An 18128-nucleotide genomic window follows, 5' to 3' on the forward strand; every position below is an offset into this window, starting at 1 on the left:
CATGCTTCCCACTCCCGCGCAAGTCCGCCAATACATCGCGGACGGCCTGCCCTGTGAACATCTGGACGTGCAGGGCGACGGCTCGCATTTCGACGCCGTCATCGTCAGCGCCGCCTTCGAGGGCAAGCGCCTGATCCAGCGCCACCAGCTGGTCTACGCGGCCCTGGGCGACCGCATGAAGGCCGAGATCCACGCGCTGTCGATGCGCACGCTGACCCCGGACGAATACCGGCAGGCCGGCGAATAATGGACAAGCTGCGCATCACCGGTGGCGCCCGCCTGCACGGGGAAATCTCGATCTCTGGCGCCAAGAACTCGGCCCTGCCAATCCTGTGCGCCAGCCTGCTGACGGCCGACGCGCTGTCGCTGGCCAACGTGCCGCGCCTGAACGACACCGGCACCATGCTGAACCTGCTGGCCCGCATGGGCGTGCGCGCCGAGCGCGGCAATGACGGCATGGTCACGCTGCAGGCCGACCGGGTCGACAGCCTGGAAGCGCCCTACGAGCTGGTCAAGACCATGCGCGCGTCCATCCTGGTGCTGGGCCCGCTGGTGGCCCGGTTCGGCGAGGCGCGCGTCAGCCTGCCCGGCGGCTGCACCATCGGCCAGCGTCCGGTGGATCAGCACATCAAGGGCCTGGCCGCGCTGGGCGCCGAGATCAGTATCGAGCACGGCTTCGTGGTGGCGCGCGCCAAGCGCCTGAAGGGCGCTTCCATCCGCACCGACATGGTCACCGTGACCGGCACCGAGAACCTGCTCATGGCGGCGGTGCTGGCGGACGGCCGGACCATCCTGGAAAACGCCGCGCGCGAGCCCGAGATCGTCGACCTGGCGGAACTGCTCATCAAGATGGGCGCCCGCATCCAGGGCCACGGCACCGACCGCATCGTGATCGACGGCGTCGAGCGCCTGCACGGCGCCGAGCACCGCGTCATCTCCGACCGCATCGAGGCCGGCACCTTCCTGTGCGCCGTGGGCGCGGCCGGCGGCGACATCACGCTGCGCGACACCGATCCCGGCATCCTCGGCGCCACGCTGGACAAGCTGGTCGAGGCCGGCCTGACCATCGAGACCGGCCCCGACTGGATCCGCGGCGCCATGTCCGCGCGCCCCAGGGCCGTGGGCTTCCGCACGCACGAATATCCCGGCTTCGCCACCGACATGCAGGCGCAGCTGATGGCGCTGAATACCGTGGCCGACGGCACCTCGGTGGTCGTCGAGACCATCTTCGAGAACCGCTACATGCACGTGCAGGAACTGCGCCGCATGGGCGCCGACATCGACATCGACGGCCACACCGCCATCGTGCGCGGCGTGCCCAGGCTGTCGGGCGCCACCGTCATGGCCACCGACCTGCGCGCCTCGGCCAGCCTGGTCATCGCCGGCCTGGCCGCGGATGGCGACACGCTGGTGGACCGCATCTATCACCTGGACCGGGGCTACGACCGCATGGAACTGAAACTGCGCGCCCTGGGCGCCGACATCCAACGCGTCAGCGGCAAGGAGAATGCTTGATGAGCGAAACCACCACGCCGCTGACCCTGGCCTTGTCCAAGGGGCGGATCTTCGAGGAAACCATGCCCCTGCTGGCCGAGGCCGGCATCGAGGTGCCCGAGAATCCGGAAAGCTCGCGCAAGCTGATCCTGCCGACCAGCGATCCCGGCCTGCGCCTGATCATCGTGCGCGCCTCCGACGTGCCCACCTACGTGCAGTACGGCGCGGCCGACCTGGGCATCGCCGGCAAGGACGTGCTGATCGAGCATGCCGCGCAGCAGCCCGGCGGGCTGTACCAGCCCATCGACCTGAACATCGCCAAGTGCCGCCTGGCCGTGGCCGTGCGCAAGGGCTTCGACTACGAGGCCGCCGTGCACCAGGGCGCGCGCCTGCGCGTGGCCACCAAGTACGTGCAGTCAGCCCGTGAACACTTCGCGTCCAAGGGCGTGTACGTCGACATCATCAAGCTGTATGGTTCGATGGAGCTGGCGCCGCTGGTCGGCCTGGCCGACTGCATCGTCGACCTGGTCTCCACCGGCGGCACGCTGCGCGCCAACGATCTGGTGGCGGTCGAGGACATCATGCCGATCTCCTCGCGCCTGATCGTCAACCAGGCCGCGCTGAAAACGCGCGGCGCGCGCCTGCAGCCGCTGCTGGACGCCTTCGAGCGGGCCGCCGCCCGCAATGCCTAACCCCAGGCCGCCGCGCCCGCGCGGCGGCCGTCGCCAGACCCCATGACGCCATGGCCCTGATCAATCGTCTCGACTCCCGCGATCCCGGATTCGCGTCCGCCCTGTCCAAGCTGCTGGCCTTCGAGGCCGCCGAGGACGAATCCATCGACCGCGCCGCGGCCGGCATCCTGGCCGACGTGCGCGCCCGCGGCGACGCCGCGCTGCTGGAATACACGCAGCGCTTCGACCGCGTGCAGGCGGGCAGCGCCCAGGCGCTGGAGATCCCCAAGGCCGACTGGCATGCCGCGCTGGCCGCGCTGCCGGCCGCCCAACGCGACGCCCTGCAGGCCGCCGCCGCCCGCGTGCGCGCCTACCACGAGCGCCAGCGCGCCGAGACCTGGACCTACACCGAGGCCGACGGCACGCTGCTGGGCCAGCAGGTCACGCCGCTGGACCGCGTCGGCCTGTACGTGCCGGGCGGCAAGGCCGCCTATCCCTCGTCGGTGCTGATGAACGCGATCCCGGCCAAGGTCGCCGGCGTACCGGAACTGGTCATGGTCACGCCCACGCCCGACGGCGCGCGCAACCCCATCGTGCTGGCGGCGGCCGCCATCAGCGGCGTGGACCGCGTGTTCGCCATCGGCGGCGCGCAGGCCGTGGGCGCGCTGGCCTACGGCACCGCCACCGTGCCCGCCGTGGACAAGATCGTCGGCCCCGGCAACGCCTACGTGGCCGCCGCCAAGCGCCGCGTGTTCGGCGTGGTCGGCATCGACATGATCGCCGGCCCCAGCGAGATCCTGGTCATCTGCGACGGCAAGACGCCGGCCGACTGGATCGCCATGGACCTGTTCTCGCAGGCCGAGCACGACGAGCTGGCCCAATCCATCCTGCTCTGTCCCGACGCCGCCTTCCTGGCCGAGGTCGAGGCCGCCATCGCGCGCCTCCTGCCGACCATGCCGCGCGCCGACATCCTGCGCGTCAGCCTGGCCAACCGCGGCGCGCTGATCCAGGTGCGCGACCTGGACGAAGCCTGCCGCATCGCCAACGACATCGCCCCCGAGCACCTGGAGATCTCCACCGAGAACCCGGAACAGTGGACCGCCAAGATCCGCCACGCCGGCGCGATCTTCATGGGCCGCTACAGCTCCGAGGCGCTGGGCGACTACTGCGCCGGCCCCAACCACGTGCTGCCGACCTCGCGCACGGCGCGCTTTTCCTCGCCGCTGGGCGTGTACGACTTCCAGAAGCGCTCCAGCCTGATCCAGGTCTCGCGCGACGGCGCCCAGACCCTGGGCCGCATCGCCGCCGAGCTGGCGCTGGGCGAGGGCCTGCAGGCGCACGCCGCCAGCGCCCAGTACCGGCTGGACCAGCCATGAGCGGGCCGGCCTCGGGCGCCGACCAGGGAAGCCCGATGACTCCGTCCGGCGCCCGCATCGCCGCCACCGTCCGCGCCGATGTCCGCGCCCTGGCCGCCTATCCGGTGGCCGAGGCGACCGGCTGCATCAAGCTGGACGCCATGGAATGCCCGTACGAGCTGCCCGAGGCCGTGCGCGACGACATCGCGCGCGCCGTCCGCGACACGCCGCTGAACCGCTACCCCAGCGCCGACCTGTCCGCGCTGCAACAGGCGGTGCGCGCGGCCTTCGGCGTGCCGGACGCGGCCGGCCTGCTGTTCGGCAACGGCTCGGACGAGCTGATCCACATCGCCATCCAGGCCTGCTGCGCGCCCGGCGACGTGGTGCTGTCGCCCTGGCCTTCCTTCGTCTATTTCGACATGGCGGCGCGCTTCGACCACGCCCGCTTCGTCGGCGTGCCGCTGACCGAAGACCTGTCCCTGGATCTGCCCGCCATGCTGGCCGCCATCCGCGAGCACCAGCCCAAGCTGGTGTTCCTGGCCGTGCCCAACAATCCCACCGGCGGCCTGTGGCCGGCCGCACAGGTCCAGGCCGTGATCGACGCCGCGCCCGGCCTGGTGGTGATCGACGAGGCCTACCAGCCCTTCGCCGACGGCACCTGGATGCCGCGCGTGCTGGACCTGCCCAACGTGGTGGTCATGCGCACCGTGTCCAAGATCGGACTGGCGGGCCTGCGCTTCGGCTACATGGCCGGCAGCCCCGACTGGATCGCCGAGCTGAACAAGGTGCGCCCGCCCTACAACCTGGACGTGCTGACCCAGGCCGCGCTGCTGGCCGTGCTACGCCACAAGCCGGTGCTGGACGAGCAGGCCGCCCGGCTGCGCGCCGACCGGGGCCCGCTGGCGGCCGCCCTGGCCGCCTTGCCGGGCACGCGGGTTTTCCCTTCCGCCGGTAATTTCGTCCTGGCCCGCTTTTCCGGCAAGATGGATGGCAACGCCGTGCATCTCGCCCTGAAAACGCGCAAAATATTGGTGCGCAACTTCTCCGGCGCCCACCCGCTGCTGGCGAACTGTCTGCGCATCTCGGTTGGCGCCCCCGCCGAAAACGCCGCCCTGCTGGCCGCGCTACAAGAAATACTTAGTTAATCGAGTCCCGACATGCGTACCGCAGAGATCACCCGCAACACCAACGAAACCCGCATCCGCGTGGCCGTCAACCTGGACGGCACCGGCAAGCAGACGATCGACACCGGCGTGCCGTTCCTGGACCACATGCTGGACCAGATCGCGCGCCACGGCCTGATCGACCTGGACATCAAGGCGGAAGGCGACCTGCACATCGACGCGCACCATACCGTCGAGGACGTCGGCATCACGCTGGGCATGGCCATCGCCAAGGCGGTCGGCAACAAGGCCGGCCTGCGCCGCTACGGCCACGCCTACGTGCCGCTGGACGAGGCGCTGTCGCGCGTGGTGGTGGACTTCTCCGGCCGCCCGGGCCTGGAGTACCACATCCCCTTCACCCGCGCCCGCATCGGCGACTTCGACGTGGACCTGACGCGCGAATTCTTCCAGGGCCTGGTCAATCACGCCCTGATCACGCTGCACATCGACAACCTGCGCGGCGTCAATGCCCACCACCAGTGCGAAACGGTCTTCAAGGCCTGTGGCCGCGCCCTGCGCATGGCCATCGAGGTCGACCCGCGCATGGGCGACATCGTGCCGTCCACCAAGGGCGTACTGTAACGTCCGCGATCTTCCGCACCGCATCAGGCAGACAGAATTGACCACAATCGCCATCGTCGACTACGGGATGGGCAACTTCCATTCCGTCGCGCGCGCGCTCAAGTACGCCGCCCCCGACGCCGACATCCGCATCTGCAACCAGCCCCATGAGATCGACGCGGCCGACCGGGTCGTGTTCCCCGGCCAGGGCGCCATGGCCGACTGCATGCGCACCTTGAACGAATCCGGCCTGCGCGAAGCGGTCGAGCGCGCCGCGCGCGCCAAGCCGCTGCTGGGCGTGTGCGTGGGCGAACAGATGCTGTTCGACCGCAGCGAGGAAGGCGGCACGCCCTGCCTGGGGATCTTCCCGGGCGTGGTGCGTCGCTTCTCCGGCCCGCGCTACGCGCCCGTCGTCACGGGCGAGGGCGAGACCTGCGCGTCCGACGCCGGCCAGGCCGGCGCCGCGCCGACCGGCGCCGAATTGCTCAAGGTGCCGCACATGGGATGGAACAAAGTGCGCCAGACGCGCTCTCATCCTGTGTGGGCCGGCATCCCCGACGAGACGCACTTCTATTTCGTCCATAGTTATTACGCCGATCCCGCCGATCCCGGCCTGACCGTCGGTGAAACCGATTATGGCGTCGGCTTTACCTGCGCAGTGGCGGCAGCTAACATTTTCGCGGTGCAGTTCCACCCGGAAAAGAGCGCCGAGCACGGTTTGCGCCTGTATCGCAATTTTGTAGACTGGCAGCCTTAACCCAGGCTCAGGCCTGCCGCTCCAGCCCGTTCAACTCTCTTTCTTTCGCTACCATGCTGCTGATCCCCGCCATCGATCTCAAAGACGGGCGCTGCGTGCGCCTGCGCCAGGGCGACCTGGACGATGCAACGGTGTTCTCCGAAGACCCCGCCGCCATGGCCACCCGCTGGCTCGAACAGGGCGCGCGCCGCCTGCACCTGGTCGACCTGAACGGCGCCATCGCGGGCAAGCCCCGCAATGAAGCCCCCATCAAGGCCATCCTGGATGCCGTGGGCGACGAGATGCCCGTCCAGATCGGCGGCGGCATCCGCGACCTCGACACCATCGAGCGCTACCTCGACGCCGGCATCTCCTACGTCATCATCGGCACGGCCGCGGTCAAGAACCCCGGCTTCCTGCAGGACGCCTGCGGCGCCTTCCCCGGCCAGATCATCGTCGGCCTGGACGCGCGCGACGGCAAGATCGCCACCGACGGCTGGAGCAAGCTGACCCGCCACGACGTGCTGGACCTGGCCAAGAAGTTCGAGGACTACGGCTGCGAGGCCATCATCTACACCGACATCGGCCGCGACGGCATGCTCTCGGGCGTGAACGTCGAAGCCACGGTGCGCCTGGCGCAGCACGTGCGCATCCCGGTGTACGCCTCGGGCGGCATCGCCGGCATCCAGGACATCGAGGCGCTGTGCGCGGTCGAGGAAGAGGGCGTCGAAGGCGCCATCCTGGGCCGCAGCATCTACGAAGGCACGCTGGACTTCCAGGCTGCCCAGGCGCGCGCCGACGAGCTGTCCAAATGACCACGCCCGGCACGCAGGGCGGCGCGCCCGCGCAGAGCGCGCTGACCCGCCGCATCATTCCCTGCCTTGACGTCACGGCCGGCCGCGTCGTCAAGGGCGTGAACTTCGTCAACCTGACCGACGCGGGCGACCCCGTCGAGATCGCCCGCCGCTACAACGAGCAGGGCGCCGACGAACTCACCTTCCTGGACATCACCGCCACCAGCGACGGCCGCGACCTGATCCTGCCCATCATCGAGCAGGTGGCCTCGCAGGTCTTCATCCCGCTGACCGTGGGCGGTGGCGTGCGGCAGGTGTCCGACATCCAGCGCCTGCTCAATGCCGGCGCCGACAAGATCAGCATCAACAGCGCCGCCGTGGCCAATCCGGAACTGGTGCGCGCGGCGTCCGACTACCACGGCTCGCAATGCGTGGTGGTCGCCATCGACGCCCGCCGCGTGTCGCAGCCGGGCGAGCCGGCGCGCTGGGAAGTGTTCACGCACGGCGGCCGCAAGGCCACCGGCCTGGATGCCGTGGCCTGGGCCCGCCGCATGGCCGCCTACGGCGCCGGCGAGATCCTGCTGACCAGCATGGACCGCGACGGCACCAAGTCCGGTTTCGACCTGGAGCTGACCCGCGCCGTGTCCGACGCCGTGCCGGTGCCGGTCATCGCCTCGGGCGGCGTGGGCAACCTGCAGCATCTGGCCGACGGCGTCACCACTGGCCGGGCCAGCGCGGTGCTGGCCGCCAGCATCTTCCACTTCGGCCAGCATACGGTCCGCGAGTGCAAGCAGTTCATGGCCGCGCAGGGCATCCCAACTAGATTGTGACCCACCCCGAGCGCTGCGCGCTTCCCCTCAAGGGGCGCAGCTGCGGACCGGCAAAGCCGGCTCCGCGCTGCCCCGCTCGTGGCGTAGCGCTTGCTGTTTGGGGGGTGTCTTTCGAAGGAAGGATGCGGACGGGATTCGGCTTGTACGCCGCCATCCGCCTTGGCTCCAACTGGCGCAGGCGCGCGTGCAACAAGGTATTGCCGTAAGATGATGGATCCCTGGCGCCCGCGGCGGCCAGCCGGCCGGATCGGCCGGCTGCACGCGGCGCGCGAGGACAACGGATGGATGACATGAGCAATGAACCCGCCTGGCTGGCCGATGTCGTGTTCGACAAGGACGGCCTGATTCCCGCCATCGCGCAGGATGCCGAGAACGGCCAGATCATGATGGTCGCCTGGATGAACCGCGAATCGCTGGCCGAGACGGCCGCGACGGGCCGCGCCGTGTACTGGTCGCGGTCGCGCCAGCGCCTGTGGCGCAAGGGCGAGGAATCCGGCCATGTGCAGCAGGTGCACGAACTGCGCCTGGATTGCGATGGCGACGTGGTGCTGCTGAAGATCCACCAGGAAGGCGGCATCGCCTGCCACACCGGCCGCGCCAGCTGCTTCTACCGCCGCCTGGAAGGCCGCGCCGACGAGGCCGCCTGGGTCACCGTGGACCCGGTGCTGAAAGACCCCGAGCATATCTACAAATGACCGCCACCCAACTGAACGCGGGCGATGTGCTCGCCCGCGTCGCCGACACCCTGGAAACCCGTCGCCCCGAGAGTGGCGGCGATCCGCAGGCATCCTACGCCGCCAAGCTGCTTGCCAAGGGGCCCGACGCCTTCCTGAAGAAGATCGGCGAAGAAGCCACCGAGCTGGTCATGGCCGCCAAGGACGGCGTGCCGGAGCGCATCGTCAGCGAGACCGCCGACCTGTGGTTCCACTGCCTGGTCGCGCTGACCCATTTCAAGCTGCGCCCCGAGGACGTGCTGGCCGAGCTGGCGCGCCGCGAAGGGCTGTCCGGCCTGGCGGAAAAGGCCAGCCGCCCCAAGGATTGAAGACGGAAACCGGAAAAATGAGCGCCAACTGTATCTTCTGCAAGATCGCCGCGGGCGAGATCCCGGCCAAGAAAGTCTACGAAGACGAAGACTTCCTGTGCTTTCACGACATCAATCCGGCCGCGCCGGTACATCTTTTGCTGATCCCTCGACGTCATGTCATATCCATGCAGGATATTACGGGCGAGGACGCAGTCTGGTTGGGTAGAATGATGGCACTGGTTCCGAAGCTCGCGGCCGAGAACGGCTGCAGCCCGGGCCCCGATGGCGGATTTCGGATCATGATCAATTCTGGCGTCGAAGGCGGCCAGGAAGTCCCGCATCTGCATTTCCACATTCTTGGCGGCGCGCGGCCCTGGAAAGGACGCGCGGCCCCCACTGCGTAACACGGAGAAACCGTCATGGGTAGCTTTAGCATTTGGCATTGGTTGGTCGTCCTGGTCATCGTGGCCCTGATCTTCGGCACCAAGAAACTGCGCAACATCGGGTCCGACCTGGGCGGCGCGGTCAAGGGCTTCAAGGAAGGCATGAAGGACGCCAACGGCGGCGACAAGCCCGCCGAACCCATCGCGCAGCAGCGCGTCTCGGGCGAGACCATCGACGTGCAAGCCAAGGAAAAGTCCAATTCCTGAGCCCTCGCGGCTTTCCCTCCGGGCCGCGCCCACGCCGGCCCATCCAGCCTTTCTTTCCGAGCGGCCATCGCATGTTTGATGTCAGCCTCACTGAACTGATGGTGATCGGCGTCGTCGCCCTGATCGTCATCGGCCCCGAACGCCTGCCCAAGGTGGCCCGCACCGTCGGCCACCTGCTGGGCCGCGCGCAGCGCTACGTCAACGACGTGAAGTCCGACATCCAGCGCGAGATCGAGCTGGATGAGCTGCGCAAGTTCAAGAGTGAAATGGAAACCGCCGCCCAGGACGTGCAGAAGTCGATGCACGAAACCCAGGCGTCGCTGGAAGAACCGGTGCAGCAGCTGCGCGCCGAGCTGGACGAGGCGGCCCGCGAGGTCAACGGCCGGCCGGCGGGGCAAGCGCCCGCCGCCGACGCGTCCGAAGCGCTGCCCGCGCCAACGCCTGCCGCTGGGTCGCCTGCCGCAGGATCGCCTGCCGCAGGGCTGCCTGCCGCTCAGCCCGCCACCGAACCCGCGCGCACCATCGCGCCGCCCCCGCAGAACCCCAATCTGGCCCTGGACCTCGGCCCCGAGCCGGCGCAGGCCGCCGCGCCCGCCACCCCGGCGGCCAGCGAACCCGCGCCCACCGCCAAGCCCGCCACGCCCTCCGGAACGCCAACGTGACCCAGGACGCCTCCCAACAAGAAGACGGCCAGCAGGAGAGCTTCATCTCCCACCTGGTCGAGCTGCGCTCCCGCCTGCTGCGCGCCGCCGCCGCGATCGTGGGCGTGTTCATCGTGCTGTTCATCTATCCCGGCGCCTCGCCGATCTATGACGCGCTGGCCCAGCCCATGCTGGCCTCGCTGCCGCAGGGCACGCGCATGATCGCCACCGGCGTCATCACGCCCTTCATGGTGCCGGTCAAGGTCACCATGATGGCGGCCTTCATCATCTCGCTGCCGGTGGTGCTGTACCAGGCCTGGGCCTTCGTCGCGCCCGGCCTGTACCGCCATGAAAAGCGGCTGGCGCTGCCGCTGATCGTCTCCAGCACGGTGCTGTTCCTGGCCGGCATGGCGTTCTGCTATTTCGTGGTGTTCCGCACGGTCTTCCACTTCATCGCCACCTTCGCGCCGCAGTCGATCACGCCGGCGCCGGACATCGAGGCCTACCTGAGCTTCGTCATGACCATGTTCCTGGCCTTCGGCATCACCTTCGAGGTGCCCGTGGCCGTGGTGCTGCTGGTCAAGATGGGCGTGGTCGAACTGTCCAAGCTCAAGGCCGCGCGCGGCTACGTGGTGGTGGGCGCCTTCATCATCGCGGCGGTGGTCACGCCGCCCGACGTGGTCAGCCAGTTCATGCTGGCCGTGCCGCTGTGCCTGCTGTACGAGGTCGGCCTGATCTGCGCCCGCATGGTCTCGCCCAGGCGCGCCGCAGAGGACGATCCGGCATCGGATTCCCTCACCGAACGCCACTGAAGTAAGACCGTTTCACCTTGCGGGGACATGACTGCAATCCTACATTGCACTCATGTCCCTAGCCCAACGCCTGAGCGCCCTGATGCGGTGGCGCGGCATCAAAAGCCAAAACCAGCTGGCCCGCATTTCCGGCGTGCCGCAGTCCTGCATCCATCGCATCCTCAATCGCGGAGACCACTACTGGCCCGACCGCCGCACGGTGCTGCGCCTGGCCAAGGCGCTGGACACCAGCGCCGTCTGGCTGACCGACGGCGTGGCCCCCGCCTCCGGCCCCGGTGACCGCGCGGCCCCGCCGCATGTGCTGCAAGACGCCGCCCAGCCGGGCGACGGCTATTGCACCGAAATCTGCGCGCTGTTGCGCAGCCGCCCCGACGCCACCAAGAAGCAGGTGCTGACCGTGGTCCGCATCCTGCTCGACGGCCGGCCCGCGAACTAGACGTTGCGGCGCGCCAAGCGCGGCCGCGGCCAATCCCTAGCGCGGCCGGCCCGGCCGCGTGCCCACCACGACATCCAGCTCGCTGAGCTTGCCTGCGCGCAGCAGGCCCAGCCGGGCGCGCTCGCCGGTCGGCAGCTGCGCGATCTCGGCCAGCAGGCCGTTGGTACTGGACATGCGCTTGCCGTTCACCGACTGCACGATATCGCCCACGCGCAGGCCGGCGCGAGCCGCCGGGCCGTCGCGCAGCACGCCGGCGATGATCACGCCACCGGCGTCGCGCTCCAGCTGGAACGCGCGCGCCAGTTCGGGCGTGATGTCCTGCGGCTCGATGCCCAGCCAGCCGCGCTTGACCTTGCCGGTCTTGACGATCTCGTCCATGACCCTGCGCGCGATGTCGATGGGCGTGGCGAAGCCGATGCCCATCGAGCCGCCGGACTCCGAATAGATCGCGGTATTGATGCCGACCAGGCTGCCTTGGGCGTCGACCAGCGCGCCGCCCGAATTGCCGGGGTTGATCGCCGCATCGGTCTGGATGAAGTGTTCGTAAGTGTTCAGGCCCAGCCCGTTGCGGCCCAGCGCCGACACGATGCCCTGCGTCGTGGTCTGGCCCACGCCGAACGGATTGCCGATCGCCAGCACCACGTCGCCCACGCGCAGCCCCTTGTCGGGCGCCAGCACGGCGGTGGGCAGGTTGCGCAGGCTGCCCAGCTTGAGCACCGCCAGGTCCGTGTCCGGATCGGCGCCCACCACCTTGGCGCTGTCCTTGCGGCCATCGGCCAGCGCCACCTCGATGGCCTCGGCCGCCTGCACCACGTGATAATTGGTCAGCACGAAGCCGTCCTGGCTCACGATCACGCCCGAGCCCAGGCTGGTGGTGGCCTGCTGGCGGCTGGCGCCGGGCATGTTGCCGAACAGCTGGCGCAGGATGGGATCGTCCGGCAGGGGAATCAGCGGCACGTTCACGAGCTTGGTCGTGTAGACGTTGACCACGGCCGGCGCGGCGCGGGCCACGCCGTCGGCGTAGGACGCCAGCCCGGCGGCGCGCGTCGCCGGCGGCCCGGCGGGCACAGCGGCCTGGACGGCCGGCGCGGCCGCAGGCCCCGCCAGCCGCAGCAGGTCGGGCCGCAAGGTGGTGACGACGAATAGAATACCCAGGCAGACCGTGACGGCCTGAGCGAAGATCAGCCAATATCGGCGCATGTTTCTGATAGGACTAGCAATGCAAAAAGTGGATTCCCGCGTCCTGGCCGACTGGCTGGACGACACCCTGCAGGCCCCGCGATTCAAGGACTACTGCCCCAACGGGTTGCAGGTGGAAGGCCGTTCCGAGATCGGACACATTATCACCGGAGTCACCGCCAGCGAGGCGCTCTTGCGCGTGGCTGTCGAGCGCGGCGCGGACACGGTGCTGGTCCATCACGGCTGGATGTGGCGCAACGAGGACCGCCGCATCATCGGCACCCGCCGCACCCGCATGGCGCTGGCGCTGAACAACGACCTGAACCTGTACGCCTACCACCTGCCGCTGGACGCCCATCCGCAGCTGGGCAACAACGCCCAACTGGCCCGCGTGCTGGGCCTGGCGCCGTCGCTGCGCGACGACGGCGCGCCGCGCACCTGTGGGCAGGACAATCTCGTCTGGCTGGGCGACGCCCCCGGCCTGGCCACGCTGGGCGACCTGGCCGCGCGCGTGCGCGAACGCCTGGGCCGCGCGCCGCTGGTGGTGGGCGATCCGAGCCAGCCGCTGGGCCGCGTGGCCTGGTGCACCGGCGGCGCGCAGGGCATGCTGGCCGACGCGGTGGACGCCGGCGCCACCGCCTACATCACGGGCGAGGTCTCCGAATCCACCGTGCACCTGGCGCGCGAGACCGGCGTGGGCTTCATCGGCGCGGGCCACCATGCCACCGAGCGCTACGGCGTCCAGGCGCTGGGACAGGCCGTGGCCGAGCGCTTCGGCATCAAGGTCGAGTTCGTGGACATCGACAACCCCGTCTGACCGCCCGGACGCAAGCGCGCCGCGGCGCCAGGCCGCGAAGATGCGCAGGCAAGAAAAACGCCCCGGGAAGGGGCGTTTTTTCTATCGGGTCACGTCTGGGTGAAAGCCCCCTGGCAATGCGCGCGACGCAGGGGGGTCATGCTCATTTCTTCAACAGATCGCGGATTTCACGCAGCAGGGCCACGTCTTCCGGCGTGGCAGCGGGCGCGGCCGGCACTTCCTCGGACTTGGCGCGCGCCTTGTAGATGGCCTTGACCATCCAGAAGATCACGAACGCCAGCAACACGAAGTTGATGATGATGGTGACGAAGTTGCCCCAGGCGAAGACGTTGGCGCCGGCCTTGGAGAGATCGGCGTAGGTCATCGGGCCGTTATAGCCGGCAGGCATGGAGAGGACGAGGAACTTGTTCGAGAAATCGACCGAGCCGCCCAGCACGAAGTTGACCAGCGGCATCACGATGTCCTTGACCAGCGAGTCGACGATCTTGCCGAACGCCGCGCCAATGATGACACCGACGGCCAGGTCGACCGCGTTGCCCTTGACGGCGAAATCTCGGAACTCTTTGATAAAACCACCCGCTTTGCTCATAAATAGCACTCCCTTCGTGATACGCCCTAGAATGGGCGACGCTATAATACGCGGTTGCTATGTTGTTACATTTTCCCGCGAACCCGATGCCGCAGAAGTGATGCTACTCGTAGAGCGGGCGCATCAACAAGGATAGGAAGATGAGTCAGGATACGCTGGTGCATGACGACGATGACGGTGCGGTTGATCCCAATCTGCCGCCCGATCCTTCGCGACGTTTCTGGGTAACCACCGCCTGTGCTGTCGGTGGCGTAGCAGGTGTAGCAACAGCCGTGCCGCTGGTCAGCACGTTTTCCCCCTCGGAAAAGGCCCGCGCCGCCGGCGCCCCCGTGGAAGTGGACATCGGCGACATTCCCGTCGGCGCGATGAAGACGGTGGAATGGCGCGGCAAGCCCGTGTGGATCATCCACCGCTCCCCCGAACAGCTCGCCGGCCTGAAATCCCAGGACGCGCTGCTGGCCGATCCGAACTCCAAGCGCCCCGGCTTCACGCCCAAATACGCCGAAAACGAAGGCCGCTCGCGCAAGCCCGAGATCTTCGTCTGCGTCGGCATCTGTACCCACCTCGGCTGCTCGCCCACCGCCCACTTCGAAACCGGCGGCGGCGGCGGCCTGGGCGCCAGCTGGCAGGGCGGCTTCCTCTGTCCGTGCCACGGCTCCACATTCGACTTGGCCGGCCGCGTCTACAAGAACAAGCCCGCGCCCGACAACCTCGAAGTTCCGCCGTACCAGTATCTGAGCGACACCCGCATCATCGTGGGCGTCGACGAAGACAACAAAGCCTGACGCCCGCGTCGCGCTTTCATTCCCGAATTGCGTAAGTAAAACAATACGCCACGTGAGAGAAGGAGCCGTTACATGGCTGGCGAGAAAACCGTCGAGACAACAGGCCTGCTGGGCTGGCTGGACCGGCGCTTTCCGGTGACGTCCACCTGGAAAGCCCATCTGTCTGAATACTACGCGCCGAAGAATTTCAACTTCTGGTATTTCTTCGGCTCGCTGGCACTGCTGGTGCTGGTGCTGCAGATCGTGACCGGGATCTTCCTGGTCATGCATTACAAGCCGGACGCCGAACGCGCGTTCCAGTCCGTCGAATACATCATGCGCGAAGTCCCGTGGGGCTGGCTGGTGCGCTACATGCACTCGACCGGCGCCTCGATGTTCTTCGTCGTGGTCTACCTGCACATGCTGCGCGGGCTGCTCTACGGTTCGTACCGCAAGCCGCGCGAACTGGTCTGGATCTTCGGCGTCGCGATCTTCCTCTGTCTGATGGCGGAAGCCTTCTTCGGCTACCTGCTGCCCTGGGGCCAGATGTCCTACTGGGGCGCCCAGGTGATCGTGAACCTGTTCGCCGCCATCCCGTTCATCGGCCCCGAGCTGTCGATCTGGATCCGCGGCGACTACGTCGTGTCCGACGCCACGCTGAACCGCTTCTTCGCCTTCCACGTCATCGCCATCCCGCTGGTGCTGGTCGGCCTGGTCGCCGCCCACTTGGTGGCGCTGCACGAAGTCGGCTCGAACAACCCGGACGGCATCGAGATCAAGCAGGGCCCGAAGGACAAGTACGGCCGCCCGAAGGACGGCATCCCGTTCCACCCGTTCTACACCGTGCATGACCTGTTGGGCGTGGCGGGCTTCCTGCTGGTGTTCGCGGCCATCGTGTTCTTCGCGCCGGAAATGGGCGGGTACTTCCTGGAGTTCAACAACTTCATCCCCGCCGACTCGCTGAAGACGCCGCCGCACATCGCGCCGGTCTGGTACTTCACGCCGTTCTACTCCATGCTGCGCGCCACCACCGACGAGTTCACCTGGGTGCTGGCGGGCGCGTCCGTGCTGGGCGCCATCGCGCTGCTGGTCAAGAGCAACCTGAAGGGCATCCTGCGCGTCGCCGTCCCCGGCATCCTGATCGTCGTGGCCATCCTGCTGCGCGCGATCGACGCCAAGTTCTGGGGCGTGGTCGCCATGGGCGGCACCGTGGTCATCCTGTTCTTCCTCCCGTGGCTGGACCATTCGCCGGTCAAGTCGATCCGCTACCGCCCGACCTGGCACAAGTGGATCTACGGCATCTTCATGGTCAACTTCCTCGTCCTGGGCTACATCGGCACGCAGCCGCCCAGCCCGCCGCTGAACCTGACGTCGCAGATCGGCACGCTGCTGTACCTGGCATTCTTCTTCCTGATGCCGGTCTGGAGCCGCCTGGGCACGTTCAAGCCCGTGCCCGAGCGCGTCACGTTCCAGCCCCACTGAGCCCACGAGATAACGGACCGACCATGATCAAGAAGCTGATTGGCGCCGTGGCACTGATGATGCTCACGTGCACCGCCACTTTCGCCGCGGAGGGCGGCTTCCCCCTGGAAAAAGCCCCGTACCGCGTCAATGACGTCGCCTCGCTGCAAAATGGGGCCAAGCTGTTCGTCAACTACTGTCTGAACTGCCATAGCGCGTCCTCGATGCGCTACAACAAGCTGCGGGACATCGGCCTGACCGACCAGCAGATCAAGGAAAGCCTGCTGTTCACGGGCGAGAAGGTCGGCGACATGATGCACGTCGCCATGACGTCCAAGGACGCCAAGAAGTGGTTTGGCACCACGCCGCCGGACCTGTCCGTGATCGCGCGCGCCAAGTCGGTGAACGCCGGCCCCTCGGGTTCGGACTACATCTACACCTATCTGCGTACGTTCTACCGCGACACCTCGCGCGCCACGGGCTGGAACAACCTGGTCTTCCCGGCCGTGGGCATGCCCCACGCGCTGTGGGAACGCCAGGGTCCGCGCGAGCTGACCACGGTGGCCATGCACGAAGTCGAGGGCAAGGAAGGCGCGCCCAAGACCTGGGAAAAGGTCACGACGGTGTACGATGCTCAAGGTTTTGCAAACGTGAAGGCCGAGCCGGTGGCGAATTACCACGGCCACGCCACGTTTGAGGCTAAATTCAAGGCCGCCAACCCGGCCCAAGTCGCAACATACGACAACGACGTGGCCGACCTGACCGCGTTCATGGCCTGGATGTCCGAACCCGTCCAGACCTTCCGCGTGCAGCTCGGCGTCGGCGTCATGTTGTTCCTGCTGTTGTTCTTCCTGGTAATGTGGCGCCTGAACGCCTCCTACTGGAAGCACGTACGTTAACCGCAACGCCCCGCCAGGTGCTTCCGTCCCCACAAAAATAGGGACGGGACCAGCGGACAGGGCCGTACCGCCTGTCCCGCCTGGCAATCGGGGCCAGCGCCTGCTAGATTAAGGCGCTGGCCTTTCGCTTTTTATACAAGGACTTATCGCCATGATGGTGCTCTATTCCGGAACCACGTGTCCGTTTTCGCAACGCTGCCGCTTCGTGTTGTTCGAGAAAGGCATGGATTTCGAGATCCGCGACATCGACCTGTACAACAAGCCCGAAGACATCTCGGTGATGAACCCGTACGGTCAAGTGCCCATTCTGGTCGAGCGCGACCTGGTCCTGTACGAGTCGAACATCATCAACGAGTACATCGACGAGCGCTTCCCGCACCCGCAGCTGATGCCGGCCGATCCGGTCATGCGCGCCCGCACCCGCCTGTTCCTCTACAACTTCGAGAAGGAACTGTTCGTTCACGTCTCGACGCTGGAAGACCGCAGCGCCAAGCCCGACGAGAAGAAGCTGGCCAACGCGCGCCAGAACATCCGCGACCGCCTGGCCCAGCTGGCCCCCATGCTGCTGAAGAACAAGTACATGCTGGGCGAGGAATTCTCCATGCTGGACGTGGCCGTGGCCCCGCTGCTGTGGCGCCTGGACCACTACGGCATCGAACTGCCGAAGAACGCGGCTCCGCTGCAGAAGTACGCCGAGCGCATCTTCTCGCGCCCGGCCTACATCGAAGCGCTGACGCCTTCGGAAAAGGTCATGCGTCGCTAAGGCAGTCAGATGGGTGAAACTTCGACCAAACCGTACCTGATCCGCGCGCTGCACGAGTGGTGCACCGATAACGGCTATACGCCCTACATCACCGTGCAGGTCGACGAGCACACCATGGTGCCGATGGCCCATGTGCGCGACGGCCAGATCACGCTGAACGTGGGCACGCTAGCCACCAACCGGCTGGTGCTGGGCAACGAATTCATCGAATTCCAGGCCCGCTTCAGCGGCGTGACCGAGAACGTCTACGTTCCCGTGGGCGCCGTCAGCGCCATCTACGCGCGCGAGACCGGCGCCGGCATGGGCTTCGAAGTGCAGCCCTACGAGCCGCCGGCCGCAGGCGCGCAAGGCACGGCCGAGCCGGCCGAAGAGGGCACCGCCGATGCCGCCTCGCCGTCCGGCGACGACACTGGCGGCGACGAGCCCAAGCGCCCGCGCCTGACCATCGTCAAGTAAGTCCGGCCGGGCCTGCCTGGCCCGGCCCGCGAC

The 18128-nt window shown here is 67.7% G+C and carries 24 protein-coding genes; 22 read left to right on the top strand and 2 right to left on the bottom strand.

The window, feature by feature from the left end; genetic code table 11:
• Nucleotide 1: 1 nt before the first annotated feature.
• The 16 genes from AC6LJ9_RS07710 (at nt 2) to AC6LJ9_RS07785 (ending at nt 11167) form a co-directional block, all read left to right on the top strand.
• The gene (locus AC6LJ9_RS07710; protein WP_212319409.1) at nt 2-247 is read left to right on the top strand and encodes a BolA family protein; all 246 of its coding nucleotides are present in this window, start codon (nt 2-4) and stop codon (nt 245-247) included.
• Nucleotides 247-1515, top strand: a complete 1269-nt coding sequence (gene murA / locus AC6LJ9_RS07715; RefSeq protein ID WP_498147092.1) for a UDP-N-acetylglucosamine 1-carboxyvinyltransferase — start codon at nt 247-249, stop codon at nt 1513-1515. Before AC6LJ9_RS07710 ends, murA begins: the two co-directional genes overlap by 1 nt.
• Nucleotides 1515-2186, top strand: a complete 672-nt coding sequence (gene hisG, locus AC6LJ9_RS07720; RefSeq protein WP_212319413.1) for an ATP phosphoribosyltransferase — start codon at nt 1515-1517, stop codon at nt 2184-2186. The genes murA and hisG overlap by 1 nt, the downstream gene beginning before the upstream one ends.
• A gap of 50 nt (nt 2187-2236) precedes the next feature.
• On the top strand, nt 2237-3541 hold the full coding sequence (gene hisD / locus AC6LJ9_RS07725; protein WP_498147093.1) for a histidinol dehydrogenase: 1305 nt from the start codon (nt 2237-2239) through the stop codon (nt 3539-3541).
• A 35-nt stretch (nt 3542-3576) separates the two neighbouring features.
• A complete protein-coding gene (gene hisC / locus AC6LJ9_RS07730) occupies nt 3577-4665 on the top strand; it encodes a histidinol-phosphate transaminase (RefSeq protein WP_498147094.1) in 1089 nt (362 codons plus the stop codon).
• 12 nt (nt 4666-4677) lie between these two features.
• Nucleotides 4678-5265 carry an imidazoleglycerol-phosphate dehydratase HisB gene (gene hisB / locus AC6LJ9_RS07735; RefSeq protein WP_103271988.1) on the top strand — a complete coding sequence of 196 codons (588 nt, stop codon included), beginning with the start codon at nt 4678-4680 and terminating at the stop codon, nt 5263-5265.
• Between the two features lie 37 nt (nt 5266-5302).
• The gene (locus tag AC6LJ9_RS07740) at nt 5303-6001 is read left to right on the top strand and encodes an imidazole glycerol phosphate synthase subunit HisH (RefSeq protein ID WP_498147095.1); all 699 of its coding nucleotides are present in this window, start codon (nt 5303-5305) and stop codon (nt 5999-6001) included.
• Nucleotides 6002-6054: 53 nt separating this feature from the next.
• Nucleotides 6055-6795 carry a 1-(5-phosphoribosyl)-5-[(5-phosphoribosylamino)methylideneamino]imidazole-4-carboxamide isomerase gene (hisA, locus tag AC6LJ9_RS07745; protein WP_498147096.1) on the top strand — a complete coding sequence of 247 codons (741 nt, stop codon included), beginning with the start codon at nt 6055-6057 and terminating at the stop codon, nt 6793-6795.
• On the top strand, nt 6792-7604 hold the full coding sequence (gene hisF, locus AC6LJ9_RS07750) for an imidazole glycerol phosphate synthase subunit HisF (RefSeq protein ID WP_212319423.1): 813 nt from the start codon (nt 6792-6794) through the stop codon (nt 7602-7604). Before hisA ends, hisF begins: the two co-directional genes overlap by 4 nt.
• 290 nt (nt 7605-7894) lie before the next feature.
• Entirely contained in the window at nt 7895-8299 is a 405-nt protein-coding gene (gene hisI / locus AC6LJ9_RS07755; protein WP_212319425.1) for a phosphoribosyl-AMP cyclohydrolase, read from the top strand.
• Nucleotides 8296-8646 (top strand): phosphoribosyl-ATP diphosphatase, encoded by a 351-nt coding sequence (locus AC6LJ9_RS07760; protein ID WP_498147097.1) that lies wholly within the window; start codon nt 8296-8298, stop codon nt 8644-8646. Before hisI ends, AC6LJ9_RS07760 begins: the two co-directional genes overlap by 4 nt.
• Before the next feature lie 17 nt (nt 8647-8663).
• Nucleotides 8664-9032, top strand: coding sequence for a histidine triad nucleotide-binding protein (locus tag AC6LJ9_RS07765; RefSeq protein WP_212319427.1), 369 nt, complete (start codon nt 8664-8666; stop codon nt 9030-9032).
• Between the two features lie 15 nt (nt 9033-9047).
• Nucleotides 9048-9278, top strand: a complete 231-nt coding sequence (gene tatA, locus AC6LJ9_RS07770; protein ID WP_088143704.1) for a Sec-independent protein translocase subunit TatA — start codon at nt 9048-9050, stop codon at nt 9276-9278.
• A 71-nt stretch (nt 9279-9349) separates the two neighbouring features.
• Nucleotides 9350-9940 (top strand): Sec-independent protein translocase protein TatB, encoded by a 591-nt coding sequence (gene tatB, locus AC6LJ9_RS07775; protein WP_498147098.1) that lies wholly within the window; start codon nt 9350-9352, stop codon nt 9938-9940.
• Nucleotides 9937-10731 carry a twin-arginine translocase subunit TatC gene (gene tatC / locus AC6LJ9_RS07780; protein WP_498147099.1) on the top strand — a complete coding sequence of 265 codons (795 nt, stop codon included), beginning with the start codon at nt 9937-9939 and terminating at the stop codon, nt 10729-10731. The genes tatB and tatC overlap by 4 nt, the downstream gene beginning before the upstream one ends.
• A gap of 52 nt (nt 10732-10783) precedes the next feature.
• Complete coding sequence (locus AC6LJ9_RS07785) at nt 10784-11167, top strand: helix-turn-helix domain-containing protein (RefSeq protein ID WP_103271979.1); 384 nt, start codon at nt 10784-10786, stop codon at nt 11165-11167.
• A gap of 36 nt (nt 11168-11203) precedes the next feature.
• Here AC6LJ9_RS07785 and AC6LJ9_RS07790 read toward each other — a convergent pair whose 3' ends face one another.
• Nucleotides 11204-12367 (bottom strand): trypsin-like peptidase domain-containing protein, encoded by a 1164-nt coding sequence (locus AC6LJ9_RS07790; protein ID WP_498147100.1) that lies wholly within the window; start codon nt 12365-12367, stop codon nt 11204-11206.
• A 19-nt stretch (nt 12368-12386) separates the two neighbouring features.
• Between AC6LJ9_RS07790 and AC6LJ9_RS07795 the strand changes: the two genes are divergently transcribed.
• Nucleotides 12387-13163 carry a Nif3-like dinuclear metal center hexameric protein gene (locus AC6LJ9_RS07795; protein WP_498147101.1) on the top strand — a complete coding sequence of 259 codons (777 nt, stop codon included), beginning with the start codon at nt 12387-12389 and terminating at the stop codon, nt 13161-13163.
• Between the two features lie 142 nt (nt 13164-13305).
• Here the strand turns inward: AC6LJ9_RS07795 and mscL are convergent, their stop codons facing one another.
• Nucleotides 13306-13752 (bottom strand): large conductance mechanosensitive channel protein MscL, encoded by a 447-nt coding sequence (gene mscL, locus AC6LJ9_RS07800; RefSeq protein WP_498147102.1) that lies wholly within the window; start codon nt 13750-13752, stop codon nt 13306-13308.
• 140 nt (nt 13753-13892) lie between these two features.
• Here mscL and petA point away from each other — a divergent pair, with 140 nt between their 5' ends.
• The 5 genes from petA (at nt 13893) to AC6LJ9_RS07825 (ending at nt 18095) form a co-directional block, all read left to right on the top strand.
• Complete coding sequence (petA, locus tag AC6LJ9_RS07805; protein WP_212313392.1) at nt 13893-14537, top strand: ubiquinol-cytochrome c reductase iron-sulfur subunit; 645 nt, start codon at nt 13893-13895, stop codon at nt 14535-14537.
• A gap of 72 nt (nt 14538-14609) precedes the next feature.
• A complete protein-coding gene (locus AC6LJ9_RS07810; RefSeq protein ID WP_498147103.1) occupies nt 14610-15998 on the top strand; it encodes a cytochrome b in 1389 nt (462 codons plus the stop codon).
• Between the two features lie 23 nt (nt 15999-16021).
• Nucleotides 16022-16876, top strand: a complete 855-nt coding sequence (locus AC6LJ9_RS07815) for a cytochrome c1 (RefSeq protein ID WP_498147104.1) — start codon at nt 16022-16024, stop codon at nt 16874-16876.
• 151 nt (nt 16877-17027) lie between these two features.
• On the top strand, nt 17028-17639 hold the full coding sequence (locus tag AC6LJ9_RS07820; protein WP_006388039.1) for a glutathione S-transferase N-terminal domain-containing protein: 612 nt from the start codon (nt 17028-17030) through the stop codon (nt 17637-17639).
• A 9-nt stretch (nt 17640-17648) separates the two neighbouring features.
• Entirely contained in the window at nt 17649-18095 is a 447-nt protein-coding gene (locus AC6LJ9_RS07825; protein WP_103271968.1) for a ClpXP protease specificity-enhancing factor, read from the top strand.
• Nucleotides 18096-18128 lie beyond the last annotated feature (33 nt).

The organism is Achromobacter sp. 1011811831, from assembly GCF_059760905.1.

Coding starts and splice junctions, on each gene's coding strand:
- AC6LJ9_RS07710 (WP_212319409.1), top strand. CDS start 2: ATGCTTCCCACTCCCGCGCAAGTCCGCCAATACATCGCGGACGGCCTG.
- murA (WP_498147092.1), top strand. CDS start 247: ATGGACAAGCTGCGCATCACCGGTGGCGCCCGCCTGCACGGGGAAATC.
- hisG (WP_212319413.1), top strand. CDS start 1,515: ATGAGCGAAACCACCACGCCGCTGACCCTGGCCTTGTCCAAGGGGCGG.
- hisD (WP_498147093.1), top strand. CDS start 2,237: ATGGCCCTGATCAATCGTCTCGACTCCCGCGATCCCGGATTCGCGTCC.
- hisC (WP_498147094.1), top strand. CDS start 3,577: ATGACTCCGTCCGGCGCCCGCATCGCCGCCACCGTCCGCGCCGATGTC.
- hisB (WP_103271988.1), top strand. CDS start 4,678: ATGCGTACCGCAGAGATCACCCGCAACACCAACGAAACCCGCATCCGC.
- hisA (WP_498147096.1), top strand. CDS start 6,055: ATGCTGCTGATCCCCGCCATCGATCTCAAAGACGGGCGCTGCGTGCGC.
- hisF (WP_212319423.1), top strand. CDS start 6,792: ATGACCACGCCCGGCACGCAGGGCGGCGCGCCCGCGCAGAGCGCGCTG.
- hisI (WP_212319425.1), top strand. CDS start 7,895: ATGAGCAATGAACCCGCCTGGCTGGCCGATGTCGTGTTCGACAAGGAC.
- AC6LJ9_RS07760 (WP_498147097.1), top strand. CDS start 8,296: ATGACCGCCACCCAACTGAACGCGGGCGATGTGCTCGCCCGCGTCGCC.
- AC6LJ9_RS07765 (WP_212319427.1), top strand. CDS start 8,664: ATGAGCGCCAACTGTATCTTCTGCAAGATCGCCGCGGGCGAGATCCCG.
- tatA (WP_088143704.1), top strand. CDS start 9,048: ATGGGTAGCTTTAGCATTTGGCATTGGTTGGTCGTCCTGGTCATCGTG.
- tatB (WP_498147098.1), top strand. CDS start 9,350: ATGTTTGATGTCAGCCTCACTGAACTGATGGTGATCGGCGTCGTCGCC.
- AC6LJ9_RS07785 (WP_103271979.1), top strand. CDS start 10,784: ATGTCCCTAGCCCAACGCCTGAGCGCCCTGATGCGGTGGCGCGGCATC.
- AC6LJ9_RS07790 (WP_498147100.1), bottom strand. CDS start 12,367: ATGCGCCGATATTGGCTGATCTTCGCTCAGGCCGTCACGGTCTGCCTG.
- AC6LJ9_RS07795 (WP_498147101.1), top strand. CDS start 12,387: ATGCAAAAAGTGGATTCCCGCGTCCTGGCCGACTGGCTGGACGACACC.
- mscL (WP_498147102.1), bottom strand. CDS start 13,752: ATGAGCAAAGCGGGTGGTTTTATCAAAGAGTTCCGAGATTTCGCCGTC.
- petA (WP_212313392.1), top strand. CDS start 13,893: ATGAGTCAGGATACGCTGGTGCATGACGACGATGACGGTGCGGTTGAT.
- AC6LJ9_RS07810 (WP_498147103.1), top strand. CDS start 14,610: ATGGCTGGCGAGAAAACCGTCGAGACAACAGGCCTGCTGGGCTGGCTG.
- AC6LJ9_RS07815 (WP_498147104.1), top strand. CDS start 16,022: ATGATCAAGAAGCTGATTGGCGCCGTGGCACTGATGATGCTCACGTGC.
- AC6LJ9_RS07820 (WP_006388039.1), top strand. CDS start 17,028: ATGATGGTGCTCTATTCCGGAACCACGTGTCCGTTTTCGCAACGCTGC.
- AC6LJ9_RS07825 (WP_103271968.1), top strand. CDS start 17,649: ATGGGTGAAACTTCGACCAAACCGTACCTGATCCGCGCGCTGCACGAG.